Below are 23648 nucleotides of genomic sequence, written 5' to 3' on the forward strand. Positions count from 1 at the left end.
GTACGCCTTTTCCGCTGCCGAGAGTGCGGAGAAGGCGCACGGGCGCCGAGGAGCGGGCTGGTGTTGCCGTAAAGTGCTGTCTAGCTTGCCTTTTTGGTGACACGGCCGTTGTCGGCGTATTCGTAGAAGCCGGCACCCGACTTCTTGCCGACGAGCCCTGCCTCGACCATCCGCAGCAGCAGTGGCGGGGCCGAGTACAGCGGCTCCTTGAACTCCTCGTACATCGAGTCGGCGATCGACTTGACGGTGTCAAGTCCCACCAGATCGGTCAGCGCGAGCGGACCCATCGGGTGCGCACATCCGAGCACCATCGCCTTGTCGACGTCTTCCTTGGTGGCGAAGCCGGACTCCACCATGCGGATCGCGGAGAGCAGGTACGGCACCAGCAGGGCGTTGACGACGAAACCGGAACGGTCCGCCGAACGCACGACCTGCTTGCCGAGCAGCTCACTCGCGAACGCCTCCGCTCGCTCCGACACCGCGGGGCTGGTCTTGAGCGTGGTGACCAGCTCGACGAGCGGAAGGACGGGCACCGGGTTGAAGAAGTGCATGCCGATCACACGCTCCGGCGCCTTGGTGGCGATACCCAGCTTCATGATCGGGATGGACGACGTGTTCGACGCGAGCACCGCGTCCGGGTCCGTCACGATCGAGTCGAGTTCGGTGAAGATCTCACTCTTGATCTTCTCGTCCTCGACGACGGCCTCCACTACGAGCTGCCGGTCGGCGAAGTCGCCGAGATCGGAGGTGAAGCGCAGCCGCCAGGCGGCCTGCTCCCGCTCCCGCTCGGTGATCTTGCCACTGCTCACTCCGCGATCGAGCGAGCGCAGGATGCGCGAGCGTCCTGCCGCCGCGAGTTCGCGGGTCTGCTCGAACACCAGCACGTCGACGTGTGCACGGGCGCACACCTCGGCGATTCCGGAACCCATGATGCCGGCGCCGATCACGCCGACGCGCTGAATCTTTTCGCTGGTCACGTCAGCTCCTTTTCGGATAGTGGAGGTCGGGTCCCTCGGGAGGGATCAGCGTGGAGGACACCCCGCCGATCCCTCCCTCGGGGCGAGGGCCTAGTGGAACTGGCCCTCTTCGGTGGAGCCCTTCAGGGCAGCCGTGGAGGTGTTCGGGTCGACCGTGGTGGCGATGCTGTCGAAGTAGCCGGCGCCGACCTCACGCTGGTGCTTGATGGCGGTGAAGCCGCGCTCCTCGGCAGCCTTGAACTCGCGCTCCTGCAGGTCGACGAAGGCGGTCATGCCCTCGCGGGCGTAGCCGTGAGCCAGGTCGAACATGCCGTAGTTGAGCGAGTGGAAGCCGGCCAGCGTGATGAACTGGAACTTGAAGCCCATCGCGCCGAGCTCCTTCTGGAACTTCGCGATGGTCGAGTCGTCCAGGTGCGCCTTCCAGTTGAAAGACGGCGAGCAGTTGTAGGCGAGCAGCTGGTCCGGGAACTCGCTGCGGACGGCCTCGGCGAACTTCTTCGCGACCTCGAGGTCCGGCACACCGGTCTCCATCCAGATGAGGTCGGAGTACGGGGCGTAGGCCTTGGCGCGAGCGATGCAGGGCTCGATGCCGTTCTTGACGCCGTAGAAGCCCTCGGCCGTGCGGGTGCCGTCGAGGAACTCGCGGTCACGCTCGTCGACGTCGGAGGTCAGCAGCGTGGCGGCCTCGGCGTCGGTGCGGGCGATGACGACCGTCGGGACGTCGGCGACGTCGGCCGCGAGACGAGCCGAGGTCAGGGTGCGGATGTGCTGCTGGGTGGGGATGAGCACCTTGCCACCGAGGTGGCCGCACTTCTTCTCCGACGCGAGCTGGTCCTCCCAGTGCGAACCGGCGACACCGGCCGCGATCATGGCCTTCTGCAGCTCGTAGACGTTGAGCGCGCCACCGAAGCCGGCCTCGCCGTCCGCGACGATCGGAGCGAGCCAGTTGTCGACCGAGGTGTCACCCTCGACCTTGGCGATCTCGTCGGCGCGCAGCAGCGCGTTGTTGATGCGGCGGACGACCTGCGGCACGGAGTTGGCCGGGTACAGGCTCTGGTCCGGGTAGGTGTGGCCGGAGAGGTTCGCGTCGCCGGCGACCTGCCACCCGGAGAGGTAGATGGCCTTGAGGCCCGCACGGACCTGCTGGACCGCCTGGTTGCCGGTGAGGGCGCCCAGCGAGTTGATGTAGTCCTCGTTGTTCACGAGATCCCAGAGGATCTCGGAGCCGCGGCGGGCGAGGGTGGCCTCTTCGACCACGGTGCCCTGGAGCTTGACGACCTGCTCCGCGGTGTAGTTGCGGGTGACGCCCTTCCAGCGCGGGTTGGTGTCCCAGTCCTGCTGGATCTGCTCGGCGGTCTTCGGAGTACCGGTCGTCGACATCGAAAGCTCCACTTCTTCTCTGCTGCTTTGCCCGGTACGGATGTACTGCTTCACATCGTTGCCAGGCCGTTCGGATGTACAAACCGACAATGACACAGACGAAAACCGCCGTCTACCTGTTGCTAATGCCAATCTTCGCTAGCTTTTCATTTCAATCTGCAAAGCTTGCTAATTTTTGCAGAGCCAAGCAGTTGCTTGGGTTACCGCCGAGTAGGTACCGAAAGTTACCCGCAAGTAGGCATCTACCTCGGGGTTCGCCGGCGATTCCCGGCGGCAAGCGGAACGTGAAATCGGACACGTGGGCACCGACACAGACGGACGTCCCCGGCCGGGTTGCGAAGGATCCTGTGAGGGCAATCACAGGGTTGCGAAGATGTTCCGTACGTCGGAACGATCGAAAACGAGGGTTACAGATACTTTTCCGAGGGGGTCCGTGGGGTCGGTGGGGCCGGTGGGGAGCCCTCGAGGCCCTAGCGACCCGGTTCGCTGCCGACGATCGCAACTCTTGCGAAGCCGTAGCGGGCGTCGAGCGGCCTCGCCGACGGCGTCATCTCGTAGGCGTGGGGTCCGAACTCGGCACATTCGATGACGGCCGACCCCGACACGATCGGCGACAGGCGGGTCACCTTCCACCGGGTGTGGACGAGTTCGCCGGTATCCGCCGTGTCGGCGCCGGAGGCCGCGGCGTTCCGCAGAATCAACTGTTCGTTCCAGCTCTGGTGGGCGAGCCAATCGGGCGTCAACTGCGTCCTCTGCGATCCGCAGTCGGCGAGATCGACGGTGCCGACGATTCCTCGGCCGCCGCCGTCAGCCGGAGCGATCGCGAAACCCATCCCGCCGACACCGTTGACGAGCTCGAGTTGGGCCTGCGGAATGCTCGGCAGCCGGAAGATGTCCTGGCCCGCCTGATCCTCGATCGGCGTGCCGGCGAGGATGTCGGACGTGTAGGCGCTCTCCTCCCGGCTCCCGGGGTGGAGACAGCTGCACGACAGCCCGGCGAACAGGCGACCGAACGGGTCCTCGACGTCGTTCGAGTCGGTGGACAGCGGATCGACGATCCACACCGCGATCCGAGGCCGCTCCGGGACGATCAACGGTTCGGGCAGCAGCGCCCGTGCGAAACGCCGGTTGATGTCAGTGGTCAGAACGAGCCAGCGGGCCGTCACCGACGCCGCGCTGAGCTCCCCCGCCTCGTCGCCCGCTCCCGCCGCAGAGTCTGTCGGCGTGATGTCGTCCTCGCAGAACGGCGGGGCAAGGAGCGTCGGCTGGGCGAGCCCGCTCGGCGAGCGGCGCTTCGAGGTAAAGATCATCGTGACCTCAGACGAACCTGGTCGAGTGGCGGTCCCGCATCTGTGGAACCTCGGCCTCCGGACAGGGAGCAGCACACGCCCTGTTCAACGGGGGCGAACGTGAGCCGGCGACGCCCGTCGTGCGGCAGGCGTCCACATCGTTCCGCTCGGGACGTGCAGGCCCTCCCCGCGCGACCCAAACTGCCTCGCAACCAATGCTTTACGAAAACGTGCATTTGGCTGTCGCCCAGCATTTTCCAGGATCACCGAGATGTCAAGACTTGTTCCTGAAACGTCATAATCGGTCTGTTCGGGAGTCCCGGTCCGGTTTGTTCGGTTGCGCCGCGAGCGGGGTGTCCCCACGCCGAGCGGACGGCCCGGTCACGGCGCCGAAAGGTCGCTCGTCACGGATGTACCAGACCACCCACGTCACCGGGAAGAACAACCCGGACCCCGCCGCCGGAATCGGTCGTTGTCCGCGTCGGTGCGCGCCCGTCGACGTCAACCCGGCGAAGACGAGCCAGACGACGACTACGACGCCTGCCGCCGCCACCACACCTACAACCCCCGGAGCTCCCATGCGCCCACCCTACGAGTCTCCGCGAAGAAAAGTTGTCGAGTGATGTCGAAAGGCGGCGTCGTGCTCCGAGGTAGCAGCGAATGACGAGATACGAGGAGAGGAAAGAACGATGACCGCGATCGATCACGCGGCACCTGCCGCACATCCGACAGCCGGACAGAGCCGGCGCCTGCTCATGTGCGGCGTGGTGGCGGGGCCGCTGTACCTCACCGTGACAGCCGCCCAACTGCTCACCCGCGACGGCTTCGATTCGGCCCGACACCCACTGAGCCTGCTGAGCCTGGGCACGTTCGGGTGGATCCAGATCGCCAACTTCGTCGTGGCGGGTGTCTTGTTCTTCGCCGGTGCCCTCGGAATGCGACGAGTCATGGTCGGGGGTGTCGGCCGGACGTGGGGACCACGACTGATCGGATTCTTCGCCCTGACCCTGGTGTGGGCGGGAGTGTTCGTCCCGGATCCGTCCGACGGATTCCCGACGAATTCGTCTGTCGAGGCCGCGCCCACCATGCACGGGATCCTGCACAGCGTCGCACCGGTCCTCGCGTTCCTCGTGCTCATCGCCGCGTGTGTCGTGTTCGCGCGCAGGTTCTTTCGCCAGGGCCACCGCGGCTGGGCCGTGTACAGCGCCGGCGTCGCCCTCGCACTGCTCGCACCGGACGTCCTCATCGGCCGCACCGGATTCACCGTCGCCCTCGCTGCCGCCGCGGTCGTGGGTTGGACGTGGGTCTCTGCGATTGCCCTCCACCTGGCGCGATCCGCCGGCCACCACCGCGGTCGCGCATGACCGGTCACCCGCGACCCGATTTCCGTATCGACCGAACCCGAAAGGACACGACGATGACCGAGCAGGATATGACCCGGCAGGTGCCCCAGCCGTCTGCCGAACTGAACGCCCTCGACAGGCTCGTGGGCACGTGGCGCGTCACCGGCGGCGCCGAAGGAACCGTCACGTATTCATGGATGGAGGGCGGCTACTTCCTCGTGCAGAACGTCGATCTCGAGCAGTTCGGCGAAGCAGTCACCGGCACCGAATTCATCGGCAACCTGCGCCCCTTCGGCGAGGAGCGGAGTACGGACGTGGTGTCCCGCTTCTACGACAACCAGGGCAACACGCTCGACTATGTCTACGATCTTGTCGGTGACACGCTGACGATCTGGGGCGGGGCGAAGGGTTCGCCCGCGTACTTCCGTGGGACGTTCTCCGCCGACGATTCGGTCCTCGACGGCGGGTGGATCTACCCCGGAGGGGGCGGGTATCCGTCGACCATGACCCGGATCGCACGTTGAATCGATGCGCTTCGACGGAGGGGAGCCGATTGTGAAGTACATGCTTCTGGCCTACACCAACCAGGCCGACTGGGAATCCGTGGACGTCACGAGCACCGAGTTCCAGGAGATGTGCGCGTTCTACGAGAACCTCGAGAGGGAACTCACCGAGACTGGCGAACTGGTTATGACGCAGGGCCTTTCGGACCCTTCGCTGACCAAGACGGTGCGCAGGGTGAACGGGACTCCGGTCGCCTCCGACGGACCGTACGCCGAGTCCAAGGAGGTGCTGGCGAGCTTCTCGATCATCGAGTGTGAGTCGCACGACCGCGCACTCGCCATCACGGCCCACATCGTGGACGCCATCGGTGACACGGTCGAACTGCGACCGGTCATGGAGGGCGACCCGGCCGAGATCTGAGAACCCGGATGGCCGATCCGCGCATCGAGCACCTGCTGCGTGACCTCGCGCCGCAGGTGCTCGGCGCGCTGGTACGCCGCTACGGCCGCTTCGACGTCGCGGAGGACGCGGTGCAGGAGTCGTTGCTCGCCGCAGCGCTGCAGTGGCCGAGCGAGGGCATACCCACCGATCCCCGCCCCTGGTTGATCCGGGTCGCCTCGCGGCGGATGATCGACCAGCTCCGCAGCGACCAGGCACGTCGGCGACGGGAGGAGACCGCGGCACTGCAGACGACGGCACAGGACGTGCTCGCGCCACCGGCCGACGTCGGCCCATCGGCCGGCGAGGACGACTCGCTGACGGTGCTGTTCATGTGTTGTCACCCCGCGCTGAGCACCATGTCGCAGATCGCGCTCACGCTGCGGGCGGTGGGCGGTCTGACCACTGCCGAGATCGCTGCGGCGCTCCTCACTCCGGAATCCACCGTCGGCCAACGGATCAGTCGGGCCAAGACACAGATCAAGCGCTCCGGTACGCCGTTCGCGATGCCCGAGGACCACGAGCGAACCACGCGTCTCGGCACCGTCCTGCACGTGCTCTATCTGATCTTCAACGAGGGCTACACCAGTACCTCGGGCCCGAATCTGCAGCGAGTCGAGCTGTCGAGCGAGGCGATCCGGCTCACGCGCGTCGTGCATCGTGTGTTACCCGACGACGGTGAGGTGTCCGGGTTGCTCGCGCTGATGCTGCTCACCGACGCACGCCGGGCAGCACGCACCGGTGGCAACGGTCGCCTGATCCCGATGGCCGAACAGGACCGATCCCGGTGGGACCGCGAACTCGTGGACGAGGGCGTCTCGATCGTCACGACCGCGATGTCGCAGACCGCTGTCGGTCCCTACCAACTGCAGGCCGCCATCGCCGCGTTGCACGACGAGGCACCCACGGCGGAGGACACCGACTGGAAGCAGATCCTCGGCCTGTACGTGCTGCTCGAGTCGATGACGGACAACCCGGCGACAACCCTCAATCGGGCGGTTGCCACCGCGATGGTCCGTGGACCCGAAGCGGGCCTGCGCGTGCTCGACACTCTCGCCGACGACGCCCGCCTCGCGCGTTCGCACCGACCCGACGCGGTCCGCGCCCACCTGCTGGAACGTCTGGGTGACACCGTCGGGGCCGCGGTCCACTATCGGTCCGCCGCCCGCAAGACCACCAGCATCCCCGAGCAGGAATACCTGCGGGCACGTGCGGCTCGACTGGCGGAAACGCCCGATCCGGACATGTGTTAAGACGAACCTTTGCACGATTAGCAGCACGCTCGTACCCTGGCGTCATGTCCAAGACCTTCGTCGGCGCCCGTCTGCGACAGCTCCGGACCGAGCGCGGGCTCAGCCAAGCCGCGCTCGCGAAGACCCTGGACATCTCGGCCAGCTACCTCAACCAGATCGAGCACGACGTCCGCCCGCTGACGGTGCCGGTGCTGCTGCGGATCAGTGAGGTGTTCGGGGTCGACACCACGTTCTTCTCGTCGCAGGACGACACCCGTCTGATCGCCGAGCTGCGGGAGGTGGCGCTCGATGACGACATGGGCATCGACGCGGACGCGCAGGAGATCGCGGAGATGGTCTCGTCGCACCCGGGCCTGGCGAAGGCGATGGTCAACATGCACCGCCGATACCGCAACACCACCGCGCAGCTGGCCGCGGCGACCGAGGACCGGTACAGCGACGGTAGCGGCAGCGGCTCGATCACGATGCCGCACGAGGAGGTGCGCGACTACTTCTACCAACGGCAGAACTACATCCACGACCTCGACACCGCGGCCGAGGAGCTGACCGCCCGGATGCGGTTCCACCGCGGCGACATCGCCGAGGGCATCGCCCGCCGGCTCGAGAACATCCACGACGTCCAGATCGTGCGCCGCATCGATCTCGGCGAGAACGTGCTGCACCGGTACGACCCCGAGACCCGGCTGCTCGAGATCTCCCCCGCCCTGTCGGGCGGGCAGCAGGTGTTCAAGTTCGCGACCGAACTCGCGTATCTCGAGTGCGGCGACCTGCTGCGCAAGCTGGTGGACGAGGGCAACTTCACCTCCGACGAGGCCCGCTCGCTCGCGATGCTGGGCCTGGCGAACTACTTCGCGGCCGCGACGGTACTGCCGTACGGCCAGTTCCACGAGATCGCGGAGGACTTCCGCTACGACATCGAGCGGCTGTCGGCGTTCTACGCGATCAGCTACGAGACGATCTGCCACCGCCTGTCGACGCTGCAGCGGCCCAAGCAGCGTGGGGTGCCCTGGTCGTTCGTCCGGGTGGATCGCGCCGGCAACATGTCGAAGCGCCAGTCCGCCACCGGTTTCCACTTCTCCTCCAGTGGCGGCACGTGCCCGCTGTGGAACGTGTACGAGACCTTCGCGTATCCCGGCAAGATCATGACGCAGATCGCGCAGATGCCCGACGGCCGCAACTACCTGTGGGTGGCACGCACGGTGGAGCGTCGCGCGTCGCGCTACGGCCAGCCGGGCAAGACGTTCGCGATCGGCCTCGGCTGCGAACTGCGGCACGCGCCGCGCGTCGTCTACGCGGACGGCCTCGACCTCGGTGGCGAAACCGCGACACCGATCGGCGCGGGCTGCCGCGTGTGCGAGCGGATGAACTGTCCGCAGCGGGCGTTCCCTCCGCTCGGCAAGGATCTCGACATCAACGAGCACCGTAGCTCGGTGTCGCCGTACACGATTCGCTGATCTACCAGCGCACTTCCCGGCAGCACGGCCGCTTCCGTCAGGCCGCGTGAGCAGCTGTTCATGCGGGTGTAACAACCGACACGAACTCGTCACCGACAGACATTCCGGCGCAATAACTTCCGCATACCGTGTGCGATCACGGATACAGCGTTGTATTCGCACCTCTTCGGGACAGCTCGGCGTCACATCATCGACGGAAAGGCTCGTTCATGCCTACGTTCTCCAAGCGCACCCTCGCCGCCCCCGCTGCGCTCGCGGCGTTCGGTCTGGTTCTGACCGGCTGTGGCAGCAAGGCGTCGGACACCTCCGCCGGCGGCAGCACCTCCGCGGCCTCCTGCGTGGACACCTCCGGCAACACGGTCAAGGTCGGGTCGCTGAATTCACTGTCGGGCACCATGGCGATCAGCGAGGTCACCGTCCGAGACTCGATCGCCCTCGCCGTGGAGGAGATCAACAACGCCGGCGGCGTACTGGGCAAGAAGATCCAGATCGTCGCCGAGGACGGCGCGTCGGAGCCGACCGTGTTCGCCGAGAAGGCCGAGAAGCTCATCAGCAGCGACTGTGTCGCAGCGGTTTTCGGCGGTTGGACGTCGTCGAGCCGCAAGGCGATGCTGCCGGTGTTCGAGGACAACAACGCGCTGCTCTACTACCCCGTCCAGTACGAGGGCCTCGAGGACTCCCCCAACATCTTCTACACCGGCGCCACCACCAACCAGCAGATCGTGCCGGCGCTGGACTACCTGAAGGAGAAGGGCGTCAAGTCCCTCTACCTCGTGGGCAGCGACTACGTGTTCCCGCAGACCGCGAATCGCATCATCAAGGCCTACGCCGCGGCCAACGGCATCGAGATCAAGGGCGAGGACTACACCCCGCTCGGCTCCACCGACTTCTCCACCATCGTCAACAAGGTCCGCACCGCGAACGCCGACGCCGTGTTCAACACCCTCAACGGCGACTCCAACGTCGCGTTCTTCCGCGAGTACTCCAATGTGGGCCTGAAAGCCGCTGACATGCCGGTGGTCTCGGTGTCCATCGCCGAGGAGGAAGTGGGCGGCATCGGCGCCGCGAACGTCGAGGGCCAGCTGACGGCGTGGAACTACTACCAGACGGTGGACTCGCCGGAGAACAAGAAGTTCGTCGACGCCTACAAGGCCAAGTACGGCGCGAACAAGCCGACGTCCGATCCGATGGAGGCGGCCTACACGTCGGTGTACCTGTGGAAGAACACCGTGGAGAAGGCGAATTCGTTCGGTGTGGCCGACGTCCAGGCCGCCGCTGACGGCGTCACCTTCCAGGCGCCCGAGGGTCTCGTCACCATCGACGGCGACAACCACCACATCACCAAGACCGCCCGCATCGGCGAGATCCGCGACGACGGTCTGATCTACACCGTCTGGGAGTCCGACGGCCCGATCCAGCCCGACCCGTACCTCGCGAACTACGACTGGGCGAAGAGCCTGTCCGGCGCCGGTAGCTAGCTCGCAACGTACAACGACGACGAGGGAGGGCGGGCACCGATGGATGTCGTTATCGGGCAGCTGTTCACCGGCCTGAGTATCGGGTCGATCCTGCTACTGGCGGCATTGGGGCTGTCGCTGACGTTCGGCCAGATGGGCGTGATCAATATGGCCCACGGCGAGTTCATCATGGCCGGCTCCTACACCGCTTACGTGGTGCAGCAGGTCATTTCGAGCGCCGGAGCCTCACTGCTGATCTCGCTGGTGGTCGGCTTCGTGGTGGGCGGCCTGATGGGTGTCCTGCTCGAGGCCACGCTGATCCGGCGGATGTACCACCGTCCACTGGACACGCTGCTGGTGACGTTCGGCGTCGGGCTGGTGTTGCAGCAACTGGCGCGGGACATCTTCGGCGCCCCCGCCGTCAATGTGGTGGCGCCGTCGTGGCTGTCCGGTGGCGTCGAGATCCTCGGGGCGGTGGTACCCAAGACCCGCATCTTCATCCTGGTCCTCGCGATCGTCGCGGTCGCGGTCCTGTCGTTCGCGTTGGCGAAGACGTCGATGGGGCGGCGGATCCGCGCGGTGGTCCAGAACCGCGACCTCGCGGAGACCAGCGGAATCTCCTCACGCCGAACCGATGTCACGACCTTCTTCATCGGCTCCGGCCTGGCCGGCGTCGCCGGTGTGGCGTTGACGCTCATCGGCTCCACGAGCCCGACCATCGGCCAGTCGTACCTGATCGACGCGTTCCTCGTGGTCGTGATCGGCGGGCTCGGCCGGATCGCGGGCGCGGTGGTCGCGGCGTTCGCGCTGGGCATCCTCAACTCGTTCATCGAATACTCCACCACCGCGTCGATCGCGAAGGTGATCGTGTTCGTGCTCATCGTCATCTTCCTGCAGGTCCGCCCGCAGGGGCTGTTCGTGGCCAAGACTAGGAGCCTCGTATGACCGTGCTCAGTCGTTATCGGGCCTTGGTAGGGTTCGCCGTCGCGGCGGTGGCACTGTTCGCCGTCGCACCGGCCCTGCTCTCCGACTTCAGGCTCAACCTGCTGGCCAAGTTCCTGTGCTTCGCGATCGTCGCGGTCGGAATCGGATTGGCCTGGGGCCGTGGCGGAATGCTCACCCTGGGCCAGGGCGTGTTCTTCGGCCTCGGCGCGTACATCATGGCGATGCATCTCAAGATCGCCGACGCCGAACTGCGCGGCGATGCGGTACCGGACTTCATGCAGATCGCGGGCATCCGCGAACTGCCCGGCTACTGGCTGCCGTTCACGTCGCCGCTCACCACCATCGCCGCGATCCTCGTCGTCCCCGCCCTGGTCGCGTTCCTGCTGGGGATCGGGGTGTTCAAGCGCCGGGTCAAGGGCGCGTACTTCGCGATCCTGTCGCAGGCCCTCGCGGCGGCGTTCGCGATCCTGCTGATCGGACAGCAGTCGATCGGCGGTTCCAACGGACTCAACCGTTTCCGCACGTTCTTCGGCTTCAATCTGGCCGATCCGGCGAACAAGCGGATGCTGTTCTTCATCGCGGCCGCCGCGCTCCTGGTGGTGGTCGCCCTCACCAGGCAGCTGATGAACTCGCGCTACGGCGAACTGCTGGTCGCCGTCCGCGACCAGGAGGAGCGGGTCCGGTTCCTGGGCTACGACCCCGCCAACATCAAGGTCGTCGCGTACACGGTCGCCGCGTTCTTCGCAGGTATCGCGGGCGCGCTGTTCGTGCCGATCGTCGGCATCATCTCCCCCGCCGATGTCGGCATCGTGCCTTCGATCGCGTTCCTCATCGGCGTCGCGATCGGCGGTCGCACCACGCTGCTCGGCCCGGTGCTCGGCGCGATCGGCGTCGCGTGGGCCCAGACGACGCTGTCCGAGAACTTCCCGTCGGCATGGACGTATGCGCAGGGCCTGCTGTTCATCGTCGTGATCGGCTTCTTCCCCGCCGGGATCGCCGGTGTCGCGACGTTGCTGCGGCGCCGCACCCTCGTCACCACACCGCTACCGGACCCCGAATCCGAACCCGCCCGCGAGATGGAGGCCGCGCGATGAACCTCACCCGCCACCAGCCGGCACTCGGCGGCAACGCCGGAATGTCCAGCCAGTACCTCGAGATCCGCGACCTGCGGGTCACGTTCGACGGGTTCACCGCCGTCGACGGCGTGGATCTCACCCTCCTGCAGGGTGATCTGCGCTTCCTCATCGGCCCCAACGGTGCTGGCAAGACCACCCTGGTCGACGCCGTCACCGGGCTGGTCCCGGCCTCCGGTTCGGTCACCAAGTCCGGCGTCGAGTTGCTCGGGCAGAAGGTGCACAAGATCGCACGGCTGGGAGTGGGCCGAACCTTCCAGACGGCATCGGTGTTCGAGGAACTCACGGTGCTGCAGAACCTCGACATCGCCGCCGGGGCCGGACGTTCGGCGCTGACGCTGCTGCGCCGCCGCAAGTCCGTCCTGCCGCAGATCGAGGAGGCTCTCGAGACGATCGGCCTGACCCAGCTGCGTTACCGCAAGGCCGGGATCCTCGCGCACGGCCAGAAGCAGTGGCTCGAGATCGGCATGCTGCTGGTGCAGGACGCCGACGTGCTGCTGCTCGACGAACCGGTCGCCGGAATGAGCCACGACGAGCGTGAGGAGACCGGAAATCTGCTGCGCCGCATCGGCGGTGAACGGACCGTCGTGGTCGTCGAGCACGACATGGACTTCATGCGGGCGTTCGCGACATCGGTAACGGTGCTGGCCCGAGGCAAGGTGATCGCCGACGGCAGCGTCGAGGAGATCCAGGCCGATCCCATGGTGCAGCAGGTGTACCTGGGTACCACCGCTGCCGCAGCCCAAACCGCGTCCGCTGCCGCGAGAGTCCTCGAGGAGGCCTGATCATGCTGGAGCTCATCGATATCCACACCGGGTACGGCCGCACCGAGATCGTCCACGGCGCCTCGGTGTCGGTGCCCGCCGACGGCGTGGCCGCCGTGATGGGGCACAACGGCGCCGGCAAGACGACGCTGCTGCGGGCCGCCGTCGGGCTCGCGAAGATCGCGTCGGGCAAGGTCCTGCTGGACGGCGAGGACATCACGAGGCTGCGTCCGAGCGCCCGGGTGGCGCGCGGGCTCGCCTACGTCCCGCAGGGCCAGCAGTCGTTCGGACAGCTCACGTGCGCGGAGAACCTGCAGGTGGTGGCGGACGGCCGCAAACGGGGCAAGGCCCTGATCGACGAGCAGCTCGCGCTGTTCCCGGCGCTCGAATCGCTCCTGGGCCGCCGGGCCGGGCTGCTGTCCGGCGGCCAGCGACAGCAGCTCGCGATCGCCCGGTCCCTCATCACCGAGCCGCGGGTGCTGGTGCTCGACGAGCCGACCGAGGGCATCCAGCCGTCGGTGGTCGCCGAGATCGAGGCCGCGATCGTCGAACTCACCCGGCGGGGCAACCTCGGAGTCCTGCTGGTGGAGCAGCACATCGGGTTCGCGCTGCAGTCCGCCGAGCGCTACTACATCCTCGAGTCCGGCCGCATCACCTCCACCGGCGTCGGCGGTGCCGGCGCCGAATCCGTCGTGCGCACCGCCATGGCTATCTGACGAGCCCACCCGGAGCCACTCTCCCGAACCGATCGAAGGAGCCCTCCCGTGTCCCACGGCTTCGACACCCTTCTCGTCGCCAACCGCGGCGAGATCGTGTGCCGCATCATGCGATCCGCACGCACGCTCGGCCTCAAGACCGTGGCCGTGTACTCCGACGCCGATGCGTCCGCGATGCACGTCGAGATGGCCGACGCCGCCGTCCGACTCGGCCCAGCACCCGCCGCGGAGTCCTACCTGCGCACCGATCTGGTGATCGACGCCGCGCTCGCGAGCGGCGCCGGCGCCATCCACCCCGGCTACGGGTTCCTCTCGGAGAACGCCGAATTCGCGGCCGCCGCCGAACAGGCCGGAATCGCATTCGTCGGCCCCACCCCGGAGCAGTTGCGGGTGTTCGGCAACAAGCACACCGCCCGGGAGGCGGCGCGGGCCGTGGGCGTCCCCCTGGTGCCGGGCAGTGGACTGCTCGCGACGATGGACGACGCACTGGCCGAGGCCGACCGCATCGGATACCCGGTGATGCTCAAGGCCGTCGGCGGGGGCGGCGGCATCGGAATGCAGGCGTGTTTCACCCCGGCCGCACTCCGCGGGGCGTACGAGACGGTGCAGCGCCTGTCCGCGGCGAACTTCTCGTCGTCGGGAGTGTTCCTGGAGCGCTTCGTCGCCCGTGCCCGGCACGTCGAGGTCCAGGTGTTCGGCGACGGCGGCGGCCGCACGCTGAGCCTCGGCACCCGCGACTGCTCGCTGCAGCGACGCCACCAGAAGGTGGTCGAGGAGGCGCCGGCGTCGGGCCTGCCCGATCCCGTGGTGGACCACCTGCTGCGCTCGTCGCGCGAGCTCGCGTCGTCGGTGCACTACCGGTCCGCGGGCACCGTCGAGTTCGTGTACGACGTGGACCGCGGCGAGGCATCGTTCCTGGAGATGAACACCCGTCTACAGGTGGAACACCCGGTCACCGAGGAGGTCACCGGCATCGACCTGGTGGAGTGGATGCTGCGGCTGGCGGCCGGCGACACCCGGATGCTCGACGGCCTGCCCGACTCGGGCCCCGCAGTCACCGGGCACGCCGTCGAGGCCCGCGTGTACGCCGAGGATCCCGGTCACGACTACCGCCCGAGCGCCGGCACGCTCACCGCCGTCCGGTTCCCCGCCGCCGCGCGGATCGAGACGTGGGTCGACACCGGTACCGAGGTGAGCGCGCACTACGACCCGATGATCGCGAAGATCGTCACCCGGGGAGCCACCCGCGAGGACGCCTTCGCGAACCTGGGCGCCGCGTTGACCGAGACCCATCTGTACGGCGTGCAGACCAATCTGCCGCAACTGCGCCACGTCTGTGCGGGGCCGGTCACCGAGTACACCACCGCATCCCTCGCGGACCTGCCGTCGACCGGGCCGCGCATCGACGTGCTGCGCGCCGGGACGATGACCACGGTGCAGGACCTGCCGGGCCGGATCGGCCTGTGGGAGGTCGGTATTCCGCCGTCGGGTCCGATGGACGACCTGTCGCTTCGGCTCGCCAACACCGCGGTCGGCAATCCGGTCGGCGCGCCGGGCCTCGAGTGCACGCTGCGGGGTCCGCGTCTGGTGTTCTCCGCTCCGGCGACGGTGTGTGTCACCGGCGCCGACGTCCCGGTGACCGTCGACGGGCTTGCCGTGCCGATGTGGGAGCCCGTGACGATCACGGCGGGCGCGACCCTCGACATCGGCTCGCCCGCGGACACCGGCCTGCGCACCTACCTCGCGGTGCGCGGTGGCCTGGACGCCCCGCTGTTCCACGGCAGCGCCTCGACGTTCACGCTCGGCGGCTTCGGCGGCATCACCGGCAAGGCCGTCGCGACCGGGGACGTGCTGGGCATCCTCGATGCCACCGATGTCCTCGCCGACCCGGCACCGGTACCGTCCGACTCCCGCCCCGAGTTCACCCACACGTGGCACCTCGCGGTCACCGAGGGGCCGCAGCCGTCGCCGTCGTACTTCACCGACGCGGACATGACCCAGTTCTACGGGACCACCTGGACCGTCGCGAGTCACGCGAACCGCACCGGTATCCGTCTCGACGGCCCCAAGCCCACGTGGTCGCGCCCCGACGGCGGCGAGGCCGGGCTGCACCCGTCGAACCTGCATGACAACCCGTACAGCGTCGGCGCCCTCAACGTCTCGGGCGACACCCCGATCCTGCTGGGCCCGGACGGACCCAGTCTCGGCGGGTTCGCGTGCCCGCTCACCGTGGTGAGCGCGCACCGCTGGAAGATGGGCCAGATCCGGCCGGGCGACGCGGTGCGCTTCGTGCCGGTACCCGACGAGGCCGCCGATGCGCTGCGGCGATCGGATGCGGATCGGTCGAAGGATGTTCCCGCCGTGCGCATCTCACGCGGCGACGGCGGCGTCCTCGGTCGCACGCCGGAGGGCGAGGACCGCCCCGCCGTGGCGTATCTGCGGGGCGGCGACGACAACATCCTCGTCGAGTACGGACCGATGGCGCTCGACCTGGGCCTGCGGATGCGGGTGCACGCGCTGTCGGAGGCGCTGGCGCAGCTGAAGGTGTCGGGCCTGATCGACGTCACCCCGGGCGTGCGGTCGCTGCACCTGCACTTCGATCCCGATGTGCTGCCGCAGTACCGGGTCCTCGGGCTGCTCCGGGAACTCGAGGAGCAACTGCCCGCGACGCACGACCTGGTGGTCCCGAGCAGGACGGTGCGACTGCCGTTGTCGTTCGACGACCCGTCCATCGCCGAGGCCCTCGACCGCTACCGCAGCGGAGTGCGTGAGAGCGCTCCGTGGTTGCCGTCGAACACCGAGTTCATCCGGCGGATCAACGGACTCGACAGCGTCGACGCCGTGCGCGAGGCCGTGTTCGACGCCGAGTACCTGGTGCTCGGCCTCGGCGACGTGTATCTCGGTGCTCCGCTGGCGGTCCCGCTCGATCCACGGCACCGCCTGGTGACCACCAAGTACAACCCGGCCCGCACGTGGACGCCGTCGGACGCGGTGGGCATCGGCGGCAAGTATCTGTGCGTGTACGGCATGGAGTCGCCCGGCGGCTATCAGCTCATCGGGCGGACCGTCCCGATCTGGTCGGGCTACCGGCAGCACGCTCCGTTCGAGGCGGGCAAGCCGTGGCTGTTCCGGTTCTTCGACCGGATCGTGTGGGAGCCGGTCACATCCGAACAGCTCACGGAGGCCCGGGCCGAGTCGCGAGCGGGCCGGTTCGACGCCGACATCAGCGAGGGCACGTTCGCGCTCGCCGACCATCTGCGATTCCTGGAGGCGAACGCCGACTCGATCGCGCAGTTCGAGGCGCGGCAGAGCGCGGCCTTCGAGACGGAGAAGCGTGCGTGGCACGCGGCCGGCGAGTTCGACCGGACCGAGACCGCGCCGGCGCCCGAGCCGGAACCGGCCACCGTCGACGTCCCACCGGGTGCGGTGGTGGTGGAGGCGCCGATGGTCGGCAACGTGTGGCGGGTGGAACTGTCACCCGGACAGCAGGTCTCGGCCGGTCAGCCGGCGGTGATCCTCGAAGCGATGAAGCTGGAGATGCCGGTCCCCTGCCCCGGGTCGGGCACCGTCCTGCAGGTGCTCACGGTGCCGGGCGCCAAGGTGGCGCCCGGGACACCGCTGGCCGTCATCGGCTGAGCTGCTCCTCGGCCAGCACCTTGACCTCCCCCTTGGCGACCTTTCCGCCGGGCGCCAAGGGGAGATGGTCGACGGTGACGACGTGCTCGGGGATGTACTCGCGGGTCACGCCCTGCTCGGCGAGCCAGGACGACAGCTCGGTCGCGGCGAGCGCGCTGCCGTCGGCGGTGACCACCACGGCACACACCTTCTCGCCGAACAGCGCGTCGTGCACACCGACCACGGCCACCATCACGATCGCCGGGTGGGCGCGCACGAACTCCTCGACCTCGACCGCCGAGATGTTCTTGCCGCCGCGGATGATGATGTCCGCCTTGCGACCCACGACCCGGACCCGTCTGGTGGCATCGATCTCGACGATGTCGCCCAGCAGCATCCAGCCGTCGTCGGTGTACAGCTCGGTGTTGGCCGCGTCGTCGTCCCAGTAGCCGTGGCACATGAGCGGACCGTTCACGCCGGGCTGGCCGCGTCGCTCGTCGCCCAGCACCTCGACGCCGGCGTCGTCGAATACCCGGACCTGCATGTTGTCCAGCAGGTGCCCGCAGGTGCGCAGGCGGGTGTCGGCGTCGTCGTCGACGGTGGTGACGCTCACCGCGCCGGTCTCGTTGGAGCCGTAGAACTGCAGTACCGCCGCCCCGGTGCGCTCCTCGAACGCCAGGGCCTCCGAGTACGGCACCGCCTCACCGCCGGTGAACATCGCCCGCAGTGCGCTCAGGTCCGCCTCGCGGCCGCGGTCGGAGCGCAGCAGCATCTTGAACTGCGTACTGACACAGTTCAAGACGGTCACCCGTTCCCGCTCGAGCAGGTCGATCATGGTGTCCGCGTTGAACCGCTCGAGCACCACATTGGGTGCGCCGAGCAGCGTCGGCAGGAAGTGCGACGTCCACAGTCCGAATCCGAACGGCGCCGGGACCGCCCCGAAGAAGACGTCGTCGCCGGTGATGTTGCCGGCGCGCCCCGCCACCTCCGAGAACGCGATCCAGCGGTGTTCGGTCTGCGTCACCAGCTTGGGCAGACCGGTCGTGCCGGACGTGGAGTTGAGCATCGACACGTCCCGGATGCCGAAACGCGGACTGGTGGCGTCGAACCGGCGTTCGCCCACCGCGATCGGGCGCCCGGCGGCGTCCTCGACCACCACCGATCCCAGATCGTCGACGTAGACGACATACTCGGGCCCGCCGGTGCGCTCGCGCAGTTCGGTGACGAGCGGGGCGATGTCCTGGCCGCGCATCGTGCGCGCGGTGACGAGGACCCGGCAGTCGGCGCGGGTCGTCAGGTGCGCCACTTCCTTGATCCCCGAACGCGATCCGATGCCCACGGCGATCCGGCCGGTCCGGTACGCGGCGCACAGCGCGGCGTGGAACACCATGGTGTCGGGCAGGTACAGCGCGACCGCGCCTGGTTCGCCGTCGCTGTCACGGTCGGCCAGCGCCGCCAGCGCGGACGCGATCCGGTCGGCCGTCGCGTCGTAGCTGGCCCACGAGATGCGGGCGTCGGGTGTGATGAACGCGAGGTGGTCGGGGATGGTGAGCGCCCAGTGCCGCACGAGCTCACTGACGCTGAGGTCGGCGAACTTCTCGGGAGCGGTGGCGAATTCGCCGACCGCGATGTCGAGTGTCGTGGTGATGTTCCCCATCGGACTCACTTTCCCACCGTCGTTTCCAGGAGGCCCATCGACTGCTTGTAGGCGGCGTCGAGCGAGTCCGCATCGGACCGGGTGTCGATGATCCGGCCGCGCTGCATCACGTAGCCGCGCTGCACCACCGACTCGAGCGCGGCGAGCGCGGGCTCGGCGACCAGCACCGTGACGCCGTCCGCTGCGAGATCGCCCACGAGCGACCGCAGTTCGGCGACGATCTTCGGAGCGAGACCGGTCATCATCTCGTCGAGCAGCAGGACCTTCGGCGTCGACAGCAGTGCCCGGCCGAGCACCAGCATCTGCTGCTCGCCGCCGCTGAGCACACCCGCGTAGCTGCGCGCACGTTCACGCAGCACCGGGAACCGCTCGAACGCCGACTCGATTGCGTCCTTCTTCAGGCCCTGCAGGTCGGCGCCCACCTGGAGGTTCTCGAGCACCGACATCTTCATGAACAGCTGCCGGCCCTGCGGGACGTACGCGAAGCCCTCCCGCACCCGCTGCAGCGCCGACATCGAGTCGACCCGGCGACCGTCCACCGCCACCTCACCGGTCCCGCCCACCGAGCCGTAGACGGCCCCGAACAGGCTGGACTTGCCGGCACCGTTGGGTCCGACGATCGCGGTCACCGTGCCGGGCGTGGCCGTGAACGAGACGCCGTCGACCGCGACGGCCGACCCGTACCGGACCCGCAGGTCCTTCACGTCGAGCGTGGTCATGAGTTTTCCTCTCCTGCCCCGAAGTACACCTCACGCATCGCGTCGCTCGCGAGACATTCGGCGGGTGCGCCGTGGAAGGCGACCGAGCCGAAGTCCAGCAGCACGACGGTGGTCGCGAGTTCGGCGATGAGATCGACGTTGTGGTCGACCAGCACCACGCCGCGGCCCTGCGCCTGGATCTTGCGCACCGCGCCGGCGATTGCGGCGATACCGGTGTGGTCTGCACCCGCGAACGGCTCGTCGAGCAGCAGGACCTGCGGGTCGGTCGCCATCGCGCGTGCCACCTCGACCAGACGCTGGCCGCCCAGGCTCAGTTCGCCGCACGCACTGGTGGTGTCGTCGATCGCGTATTCGTGCGCAACGGCGCGGGCACGGTCGCCGGTGGCGTCCCAGTTCTCGAACGGACCCTTGAGCGCCCACCACAGCGAGTGCAGCGGCGTGCGCATCCGCCGCCCGTACAGCGCGGGCACGATGTTCTCGACCGCGCTCAACTCCAGGGCCAACTGCGGGTGCTGGAAGGTGCGCGACAGTCCCTGCCGCGCCCGCTTCTCACTGGCACCGGTCAGCGTCCGACCTGCCAGCGTGACGGTGCCGGCGTCGGCCCTCTGCGTGCCGAAGATGCAGTCCACCAGCGTGGTCTTGCCGGCGCCGTTGGGGCCGACGAGCCCGACGACCTCACCGGGCGCGACGGTGAACGAGACGTTGTCGACGGCGCGGACGCCGCCGTAGTTCTTGGTGAGCCCGGAGACCTCGAGCAGCGCGCTGCCGGTCATGAGCGATCACTTCCTTCCTCGACCGAGCCGGACTTCGTGGAACCGGTGAGACGACCGAATGCAGCGGAGACCCAACCGATCACGCCGCCGGGGGCGATGACGAGGATCAGCAGCACGGCGATCGCCAGCAGCAGCTCGCCACTGCCCTGGTAGCCGGGCATGTTGAGAGTCACGATCACCACGATCAGCGCACCGAGCGGGGCACCCCACGCGCTGTTGCGACCGCCGATGATCGGCATGAAGATCGCGAGGAACACGATGCTCAGCGTGAACGTCTCGGGCGTGACCGCCTGCACCGAGACGGTGAACAGCGAGCCGCCAGTCGACGCGATGGCGGCACCGATCGCCAGCGCGATCACCGTCAGGTGTGCCGGATTGACGCCGGACGAGCGCGCCGCGTTCTTGTTGTCGCGCGCCGCGCGCAGCGTCAGACCCCACACCGACTTGCGAAGTCGGTCGACGATCACCGCGATCGCGCAGACGAACAGGATCGCGAGCACCACCAAGGTGTACCGCGGCGGCTGCCAGCCGAACAGCGTGACCGCCTCCACACCCGAGATGCCGGCGGAGCCGCCGGTGAAGCTGGGCCTGTCGATCAGCCAGTGCTCGAACGCGATTCCGAACAGCAGCGTCACGGCGGCGAGGTAGAAGCCGGACAGCTTCTGCGTCGCGAGCGCCAGGATCACCGCGACCACCGCGGCCACCAGGGACCCGATCACCCAGCCCCACCACATCGACAGCCCGGTCTTCACCGAGATCAGCGCGACGGCGTACGCGCCGATCGCGGCGTACGCGCTGTAGGCCATCGACAGCGAGCCGGCCATCACGAACGGGATGTACATGCCCAGTGCGATCAGCGAGTACGTCGCGGCGAGGAACACCAGGTCCTGCCGGTACAGGCTCGGGCCCATCCACAGCAGGACGCCGGCGACCACCGCGAGGGTGATGCCCACTTCGACGGCAATGTTCTTCAGTGAGCGGTTGGTCCGCGCGGATCGGGCCGGCGCGGCCGATTCCGACTTCCGTGACGTGTCGGTCAGCATCAGACGCGCACCTTCCTCGAGAGCATGCCCTCCGGCCGGAAGGCGAAGAACACCAACGCGATCAGCAGGATCGCGGTCTGTGCGGCGCTGGCACCGAAGTAGTACGGCGCGAACACCTGGACGAAGCCCAGCAGCATGCCGCCGATCAGCGGCGCCCAACTGCGGCCCGTACCGCCGATCACCAGGGCGATGAACGCCGTCAGCGTCCACGACAGACCGCTGGTGAACTGCACACCGGCCTTGGACGCGAACAACAGTCCGGCGATCGCAGCGATCAGGCCCGCGACGGTGAACGCCACCAGACGCACCCGGTTGACCGGCAGCCCCAGCACGCGAGCCGCCTCCGGGTTGTCGCCCACCGCGCGCAGCAGCCGTCCGGTCTGCGAGGTCTGCAGCCACACACCGACCGCGACGAACACGATCGCGGTGCCGGCGATCAGCACGATCGACGAGCTGTCGACGGTGGCGCCGGCGACAGTGACGGCCTGGAAGTCGAAGAGCTTCTGCCCCGGCAGCGGGGTGCGGCCGAAGATGGTGCCGGCCAGCTGCTGCACCGCGAACAGCACCGCGGTGACAGCGACCAGTGCGGGCAGTTCACCTCGGCCGGACCGCTTCTGGACCTGCTGGACCACGAGCTTCTCGGTGATCACCGACAGCGCCATGCCGACTGCAAGGCCGAGCAGCAGCGCGAGCCACAGCGGGACACCGTAGTCGACCACCACGAAGCTGCAGGCCATGGCGGCGGCCATCGCGTACGGGCCCATCGCGAAGTTGAAGAAGTCCGCCCCCACCACCACGAGATACATACCCAGGGCGATGAGTGAGAAGAACGCGCCGATCTCGAGAGCGGCGAGCCAGAGTTGTGCGTCAGTCATGCTTGTGTCTCCTTCGTCAGCCGCACGGAGGCTGGTAGGACGCCCACGGCCCGTCGGGCTTGTTGTCGGGCCCGAACTCGACGAGCACCAGGCCGCACAGGCTGTCGGGCGCGAGGTGGTCGTCGGGGCCGTACGACAGCGTCAGGCCCTCCTGGCCGAACGTCGCGGGGATCCCCGACACCTGCTGCAGTGCGTCGCGCACCTTGTTGCGGTCGGTGTGGTCGCCGGCGATCTCGAACGCGCTCTCGAGCATCATCACGGCGTCGTACGCCTGTGCGTCGTACGCGGTGAGCTGATAGTCGGCGCCCTTGACCCTGCGCACCTGCTCGGTGAACGCGGCTGTGCGCGTGTTGTTCTCGCTGAGGCTGCCCATGTAGACCATGCCGGTGAGCGCACCGGGGTCGGCCAGCGCCCACGACTTGGGCTGGTTGCCGATCGACGCGAGCGAGAAGCGCTGCGCCTGCGGATAGATCTTCGCGAGCGTGTTGTGCGCGAGGATCTCGAAGTGCCCGCCGATGCTGGCGACGAGGATCGCGTCGGGCTTGGTCCCGGTCACGCGCGAGGCTTGTGCGGTGAGGTCGGCGGCGTCGACCGGCGCCTTCTCGACGGCGGTGACGTCGGCGCACTTCTCGAGCGCGGGCCGCAGCGTCTTGATGATGCCGTCGATCGAGGCGCTGGCGTCGCCGATGATGCCGAGCGTCTTGTAGCCCATCGTCTCGAACGCGCCGCAGTACACCTCGGCGTACTGCTTGAGAGAGTTCGGGATCATGAACGCGTAGCCGTTGTCCGGCGCGTTCGCGAACGCGTCGGACAGGACGACGGGCGCGATGGCCGGGATCTCGGACTGCTGCAGCACCGACTTGGCCTGGATCACCGAGCCGGAGCCGGTGGCGAGGAGCACCGCGCTCGCGCCCTGGTCGACCAGCTTGCGGATGATCGACGGCGTCTTGGTGGGGCTGGACTCGTCGTTCTCGACCACCAGCCGGACCGGCTTGCCGTTGATGCCGCCTGCGGCATTGATGAGGTCGACGGTGAGCCGGACCGTGCTGCCGGCGATGGTGCTGTACGACGCACCCGGACCCGTCGAATCCTCGTCGAGGCCGATCACGATCTCGTCGGGCGACATCTCACCCGCGGACGCGCACCCCGCCACGCCCAGCGTTCCCACTGCGGCGGCCACCGCCAACGCGACGACCCTTCCGATTCTCACAACCGACTCCCGTCTCGCCCGCCAGACCTTCAAGCGTTTGGTCAATCAAGCAAGTGCTTGATTGACGATTCGGGGCAGAAGTATGCCCCGGGTCACATTCGGA

At 68.0% G+C, this 23648-nt stretch carries 21 protein-coding genes; 11 read left to right on the forward strand and 10 right to left on the reverse strand.

Annotated elements, in window-relative coordinates; all coding sequences use genetic code 11:
• Positions 1-80: 80 nt before the first annotated feature.
• From HUN07_RS21820 to HUN07_RS21835, 4 genes are all read right to left on the reverse strand, one after another.
• Positions 81-977, reverse strand: a complete 897-nt coding sequence (locus HUN07_RS21820) for a 3-hydroxybutyryl-CoA dehydrogenase (RefSeq protein WP_114718647.1) — start codon at positions 975-977, stop codon at positions 81-83.
• A 90-nt stretch (positions 978-1067) separates the two neighbouring features.
• On the reverse strand, positions 1068-2357 hold the full coding sequence (gene aceA, locus HUN07_RS21825) for an isocitrate lyase (protein ID WP_114718956.1): 1290 nt from the start codon (positions 2355-2357) through the stop codon (positions 1068-1070).
• A 470-nt stretch (positions 2358-2827) separates the two neighbouring features.
• On the reverse strand, positions 2828-3667 hold the full coding sequence (locus HUN07_RS21830; protein WP_174912700.1) for a hypothetical protein: 840 nt from the start codon (positions 3665-3667) through the stop codon (positions 2828-2830).
• A gap of 274 nt (positions 3668-3941) precedes the next feature.
• A complete protein-coding gene (locus tag HUN07_RS21835; RefSeq protein WP_147283448.1) occupies positions 3942-4226 on the reverse strand; it encodes a hypothetical protein in 285 nt (94 codons plus the stop codon).
• A 109-nt stretch (positions 4227-4335) separates the two neighbouring features.
• Between HUN07_RS21835 and HUN07_RS21840 the strand changes: the two genes are divergently transcribed.
• The 11 genes from HUN07_RS21840 (at position 4336) to uca (ending at position 17289) form a co-directional block, all read left to right on the forward strand.
• Positions 4336-5010, forward strand: coding sequence for a DUF998 domain-containing protein (locus HUN07_RS21840; protein WP_174912702.1), 675 nt, complete (start codon positions 4336-4338; stop codon positions 5008-5010).
• Between the two features lie 53 nt (positions 5011-5063).
• On the forward strand, positions 5064-5513 hold the full coding sequence (locus tag HUN07_RS21845) for a hypothetical protein (protein WP_254622632.1): 450 nt from the start codon (positions 5064-5066) through the stop codon (positions 5511-5513).
• A 40-nt stretch (positions 5514-5553) separates the two neighbouring features.
• Complete coding sequence (locus tag HUN07_RS21850) at positions 5554-5913, forward strand: YciI family protein (RefSeq protein WP_254623039.1); 360 nt, start codon at positions 5554-5556, stop codon at positions 5911-5913.
• Positions 5914-5921: 8 nt separating this feature from the next.
• Positions 5922-7184 (forward strand): RNA polymerase sigma factor, encoded by a 1263-nt coding sequence (locus HUN07_RS21855; protein ID WP_174912708.1) that lies wholly within the window; start codon positions 5922-5924, stop codon positions 7182-7184.
• A 44-nt stretch (positions 7185-7228) separates the two neighbouring features.
• Complete coding sequence (ramB, locus tag HUN07_RS21860) at positions 7229-8638, forward strand: acetate metabolism transcriptional regulator RamB (RefSeq protein WP_114718641.1); 1410 nt, start codon at positions 7229-7231, stop codon at positions 8636-8638.
• 209 nt (positions 8639-8847) lie between these two features.
• On the forward strand, positions 8848-10116 hold the full coding sequence (gene urtA, locus HUN07_RS21865) for an urea ABC transporter substrate-binding protein (protein WP_174912710.1): 1269 nt from the start codon (positions 8848-8850) through the stop codon (positions 10114-10116).
• 39 nt (positions 10117-10155) lie between these two features.
• Entirely contained in the window at positions 10156-11040 is an 885-nt protein-coding gene (gene urtB / locus HUN07_RS21870) for an urea ABC transporter permease subunit UrtB (protein WP_174912713.1), read from the forward strand.
• A complete protein-coding gene (urtC, locus tag HUN07_RS21875) occupies positions 11037-12134 on the forward strand; it encodes an urea ABC transporter permease subunit UrtC (RefSeq protein WP_174912716.1) in 1098 nt (365 codons plus the stop codon). The genes urtB and urtC overlap by 4 nt, the downstream gene beginning before the upstream one ends.
• Positions 12131-12958, forward strand: a complete 828-nt coding sequence (gene urtD / locus HUN07_RS21880; RefSeq protein ID WP_174912718.1) for an urea ABC transporter ATP-binding protein UrtD — start codon at positions 12131-12133, stop codon at positions 12956-12958. Before urtC ends, urtD begins: the two co-directional genes overlap by 4 nt.
• A gap of 2 nt (positions 12959-12960) precedes the next feature.
• Positions 12961-13653 carry an urea ABC transporter ATP-binding subunit UrtE gene (gene urtE / locus HUN07_RS21885; RefSeq protein WP_174912721.1) on the forward strand — a complete coding sequence of 231 codons (693 nt, stop codon included), beginning with the start codon at positions 12961-12963 and terminating at the stop codon, positions 13651-13653.
• 48 nt (positions 13654-13701) lie between these two features.
• A complete protein-coding gene (gene uca, locus HUN07_RS21890; RefSeq protein WP_174912724.1) occupies positions 13702-17289 on the forward strand; it encodes an urea carboxylase in 3588 nt (1195 codons plus the stop codon).
• Here uca and HUN07_RS21895 read toward each other — a convergent pair.
• From HUN07_RS21895 to HUN07_RS21920, 6 genes are read right to left on the reverse strand one after another with little or no spacing between them, the layout of a single operon-like run.
• Positions 17279-18925 carry a class I adenylate-forming enzyme family protein gene (locus HUN07_RS21895; protein ID WP_174912727.1) on the reverse strand — a complete coding sequence of 549 codons (1647 nt, stop codon included), beginning with the start codon at positions 18923-18925 and terminating at the stop codon, positions 17279-17281. The genes uca and HUN07_RS21895 overlap by 11 nt on opposite strands.
• Before the next feature lie 5 nt (positions 18926-18930).
• Positions 18931-19644: an ABC transporter ATP-binding protein gene (locus HUN07_RS21900; protein ID WP_174912730.1), complete on the reverse strand. Its 714-nt coding sequence runs from the start codon at positions 19642-19644 to the stop codon at positions 18931-18933.
• Positions 19641-20417, reverse strand: a complete 777-nt coding sequence (locus tag HUN07_RS21905; RefSeq protein WP_174912733.1) for an ABC transporter ATP-binding protein — start codon at positions 20415-20417, stop codon at positions 19641-19643. Before HUN07_RS21905 ends, HUN07_RS21900 begins: the two co-directional genes overlap by 4 nt.
• On the reverse strand, positions 20414-21460 hold the full coding sequence (locus HUN07_RS21910; RefSeq protein WP_174912735.1) for a branched-chain amino acid ABC transporter permease: 1047 nt from the start codon (positions 21458-21460) through the stop codon (positions 20414-20416). Before HUN07_RS21910 ends, HUN07_RS21905 begins: the two co-directional genes overlap by 4 nt.
• Complete coding sequence (locus HUN07_RS21915) at positions 21460-22335, reverse strand: branched-chain amino acid ABC transporter permease (protein WP_174912738.1); 876 nt, start codon at positions 22333-22335, stop codon at positions 21460-21462. Before HUN07_RS21915 ends, HUN07_RS21910 begins: the two co-directional genes overlap by 1 nt.
• Before the next feature lie 16 nt (positions 22336-22351).
• Positions 22352-23545, reverse strand: coding sequence for an ABC transporter substrate-binding protein (locus HUN07_RS21920; RefSeq protein ID WP_174912741.1), 1194 nt, complete (start codon positions 23543-23545; stop codon positions 22352-22354).
• Positions 23546-23648: the final 103 nt, after the last annotated feature.

The sequence above is a fragment of the Rhodococcus sp. W8901 genome (assembly GCF_013348805.1).
Taxonomy (GTDB): Bacteria; Actinomycetota; Actinomycetes; order Mycobacteriales; family Mycobacteriaceae; genus Prescottella.

What these genes read in the sequence shown, in the direction of transcription:
- aceA (WP_114718956.1), bottom strand. Translation starts at nt 2,357, where the DNA reads ATGTCGACGACCGGTACTCCGAAGACCGCCGAGCAGATCCAGCAGGAC.
- HUN07_RS21830 (WP_174912700.1), bottom strand. Translation starts at nt 3,667, where the DNA reads ATGATCTTTACCTCGAAGCGCCGCTCGCCGAGCGGGCTCGCCCAGCCG.
- HUN07_RS21835 (WP_147283448.1), bottom strand. Translation starts at nt 4,226, where the DNA reads ATGGGAGCTCCGGGGGTTGTAGGTGTGGTGGCGGCGGCAGGCGTCGTA.
- HUN07_RS21840 (WP_174912702.1), top strand. Translation starts at nt 4,336, where the DNA reads ATGACCGCGATCGATCACGCGGCACCTGCCGCACATCCGACAGCCGGA.
- HUN07_RS21845 (WP_254622632.1), top strand. Translation starts at nt 5,064, where the DNA reads ATGACCGAGCAGGATATGACCCGGCAGGTGCCCCAGCCGTCTGCCGAA.
- HUN07_RS21850 (WP_254623039.1), top strand. Translation starts at nt 5,554, where the DNA reads ATGCTTCTGGCCTACACCAACCAGGCCGACTGGGAATCCGTGGACGTC.
- HUN07_RS21855 (WP_174912708.1), top strand. Translation starts at nt 5,922, where the DNA reads ATGGCCGATCCGCGCATCGAGCACCTGCTGCGTGACCTCGCGCCGCAG.
- ramB (WP_114718641.1), top strand. Translation starts at nt 7,229, where the DNA reads ATGTCCAAGACCTTCGTCGGCGCCCGTCTGCGACAGCTCCGGACCGAG.
- urtA (WP_174912710.1), top strand. Translation starts at nt 8,848, where the DNA reads ATGCCTACGTTCTCCAAGCGCACCCTCGCCGCCCCCGCTGCGCTCGCG.
- urtB (WP_174912713.1), top strand. Translation starts at nt 10,156, where the DNA reads ATGGATGTCGTTATCGGGCAGCTGTTCACCGGCCTGAGTATCGGGTCG.
- urtC (WP_174912716.1), top strand. Translation starts at nt 11,037, where the DNA reads ATGACCGTGCTCAGTCGTTATCGGGCCTTGGTAGGGTTCGCCGTCGCG.
- urtD (WP_174912718.1), top strand. Translation starts at nt 12,131, where the DNA reads ATGAACCTCACCCGCCACCAGCCGGCACTCGGCGGCAACGCCGGAATG.
- urtE (WP_174912721.1), top strand. Translation starts at nt 12,961, where the DNA reads ATGCTGGAGCTCATCGATATCCACACCGGGTACGGCCGCACCGAGATC.
- HUN07_RS21895 (WP_174912727.1), bottom strand. Translation starts at nt 18,925, where the DNA reads ATGGGGAACATCACCACGACACTCGACATCGCGGTCGGCGAATTCGCC.
- HUN07_RS21900 (WP_174912730.1), bottom strand. Translation starts at nt 19,644, where the DNA reads ATGACCACGCTCGACGTGAAGGACCTGCGGGTCCGGTACGGGTCGGCC.
- HUN07_RS21905 (WP_174912733.1), bottom strand. Translation starts at nt 20,417, where the DNA reads ATGACCGGCAGCGCGCTGCTCGAGGTCTCCGGGCTCACCAAGAACTAC.
- HUN07_RS21910 (WP_174912735.1), bottom strand. Translation starts at nt 21,460, where the DNA reads ATGCTGACCGACACGTCACGGAAGTCGGAATCGGCCGCGCCGGCCCGA.
- HUN07_RS21915 (WP_174912738.1), bottom strand. Translation starts at nt 22,335, where the DNA reads ATGACTGACGCACAACTCTGGCTCGCCGCTCTCGAGATCGGCGCGTTC.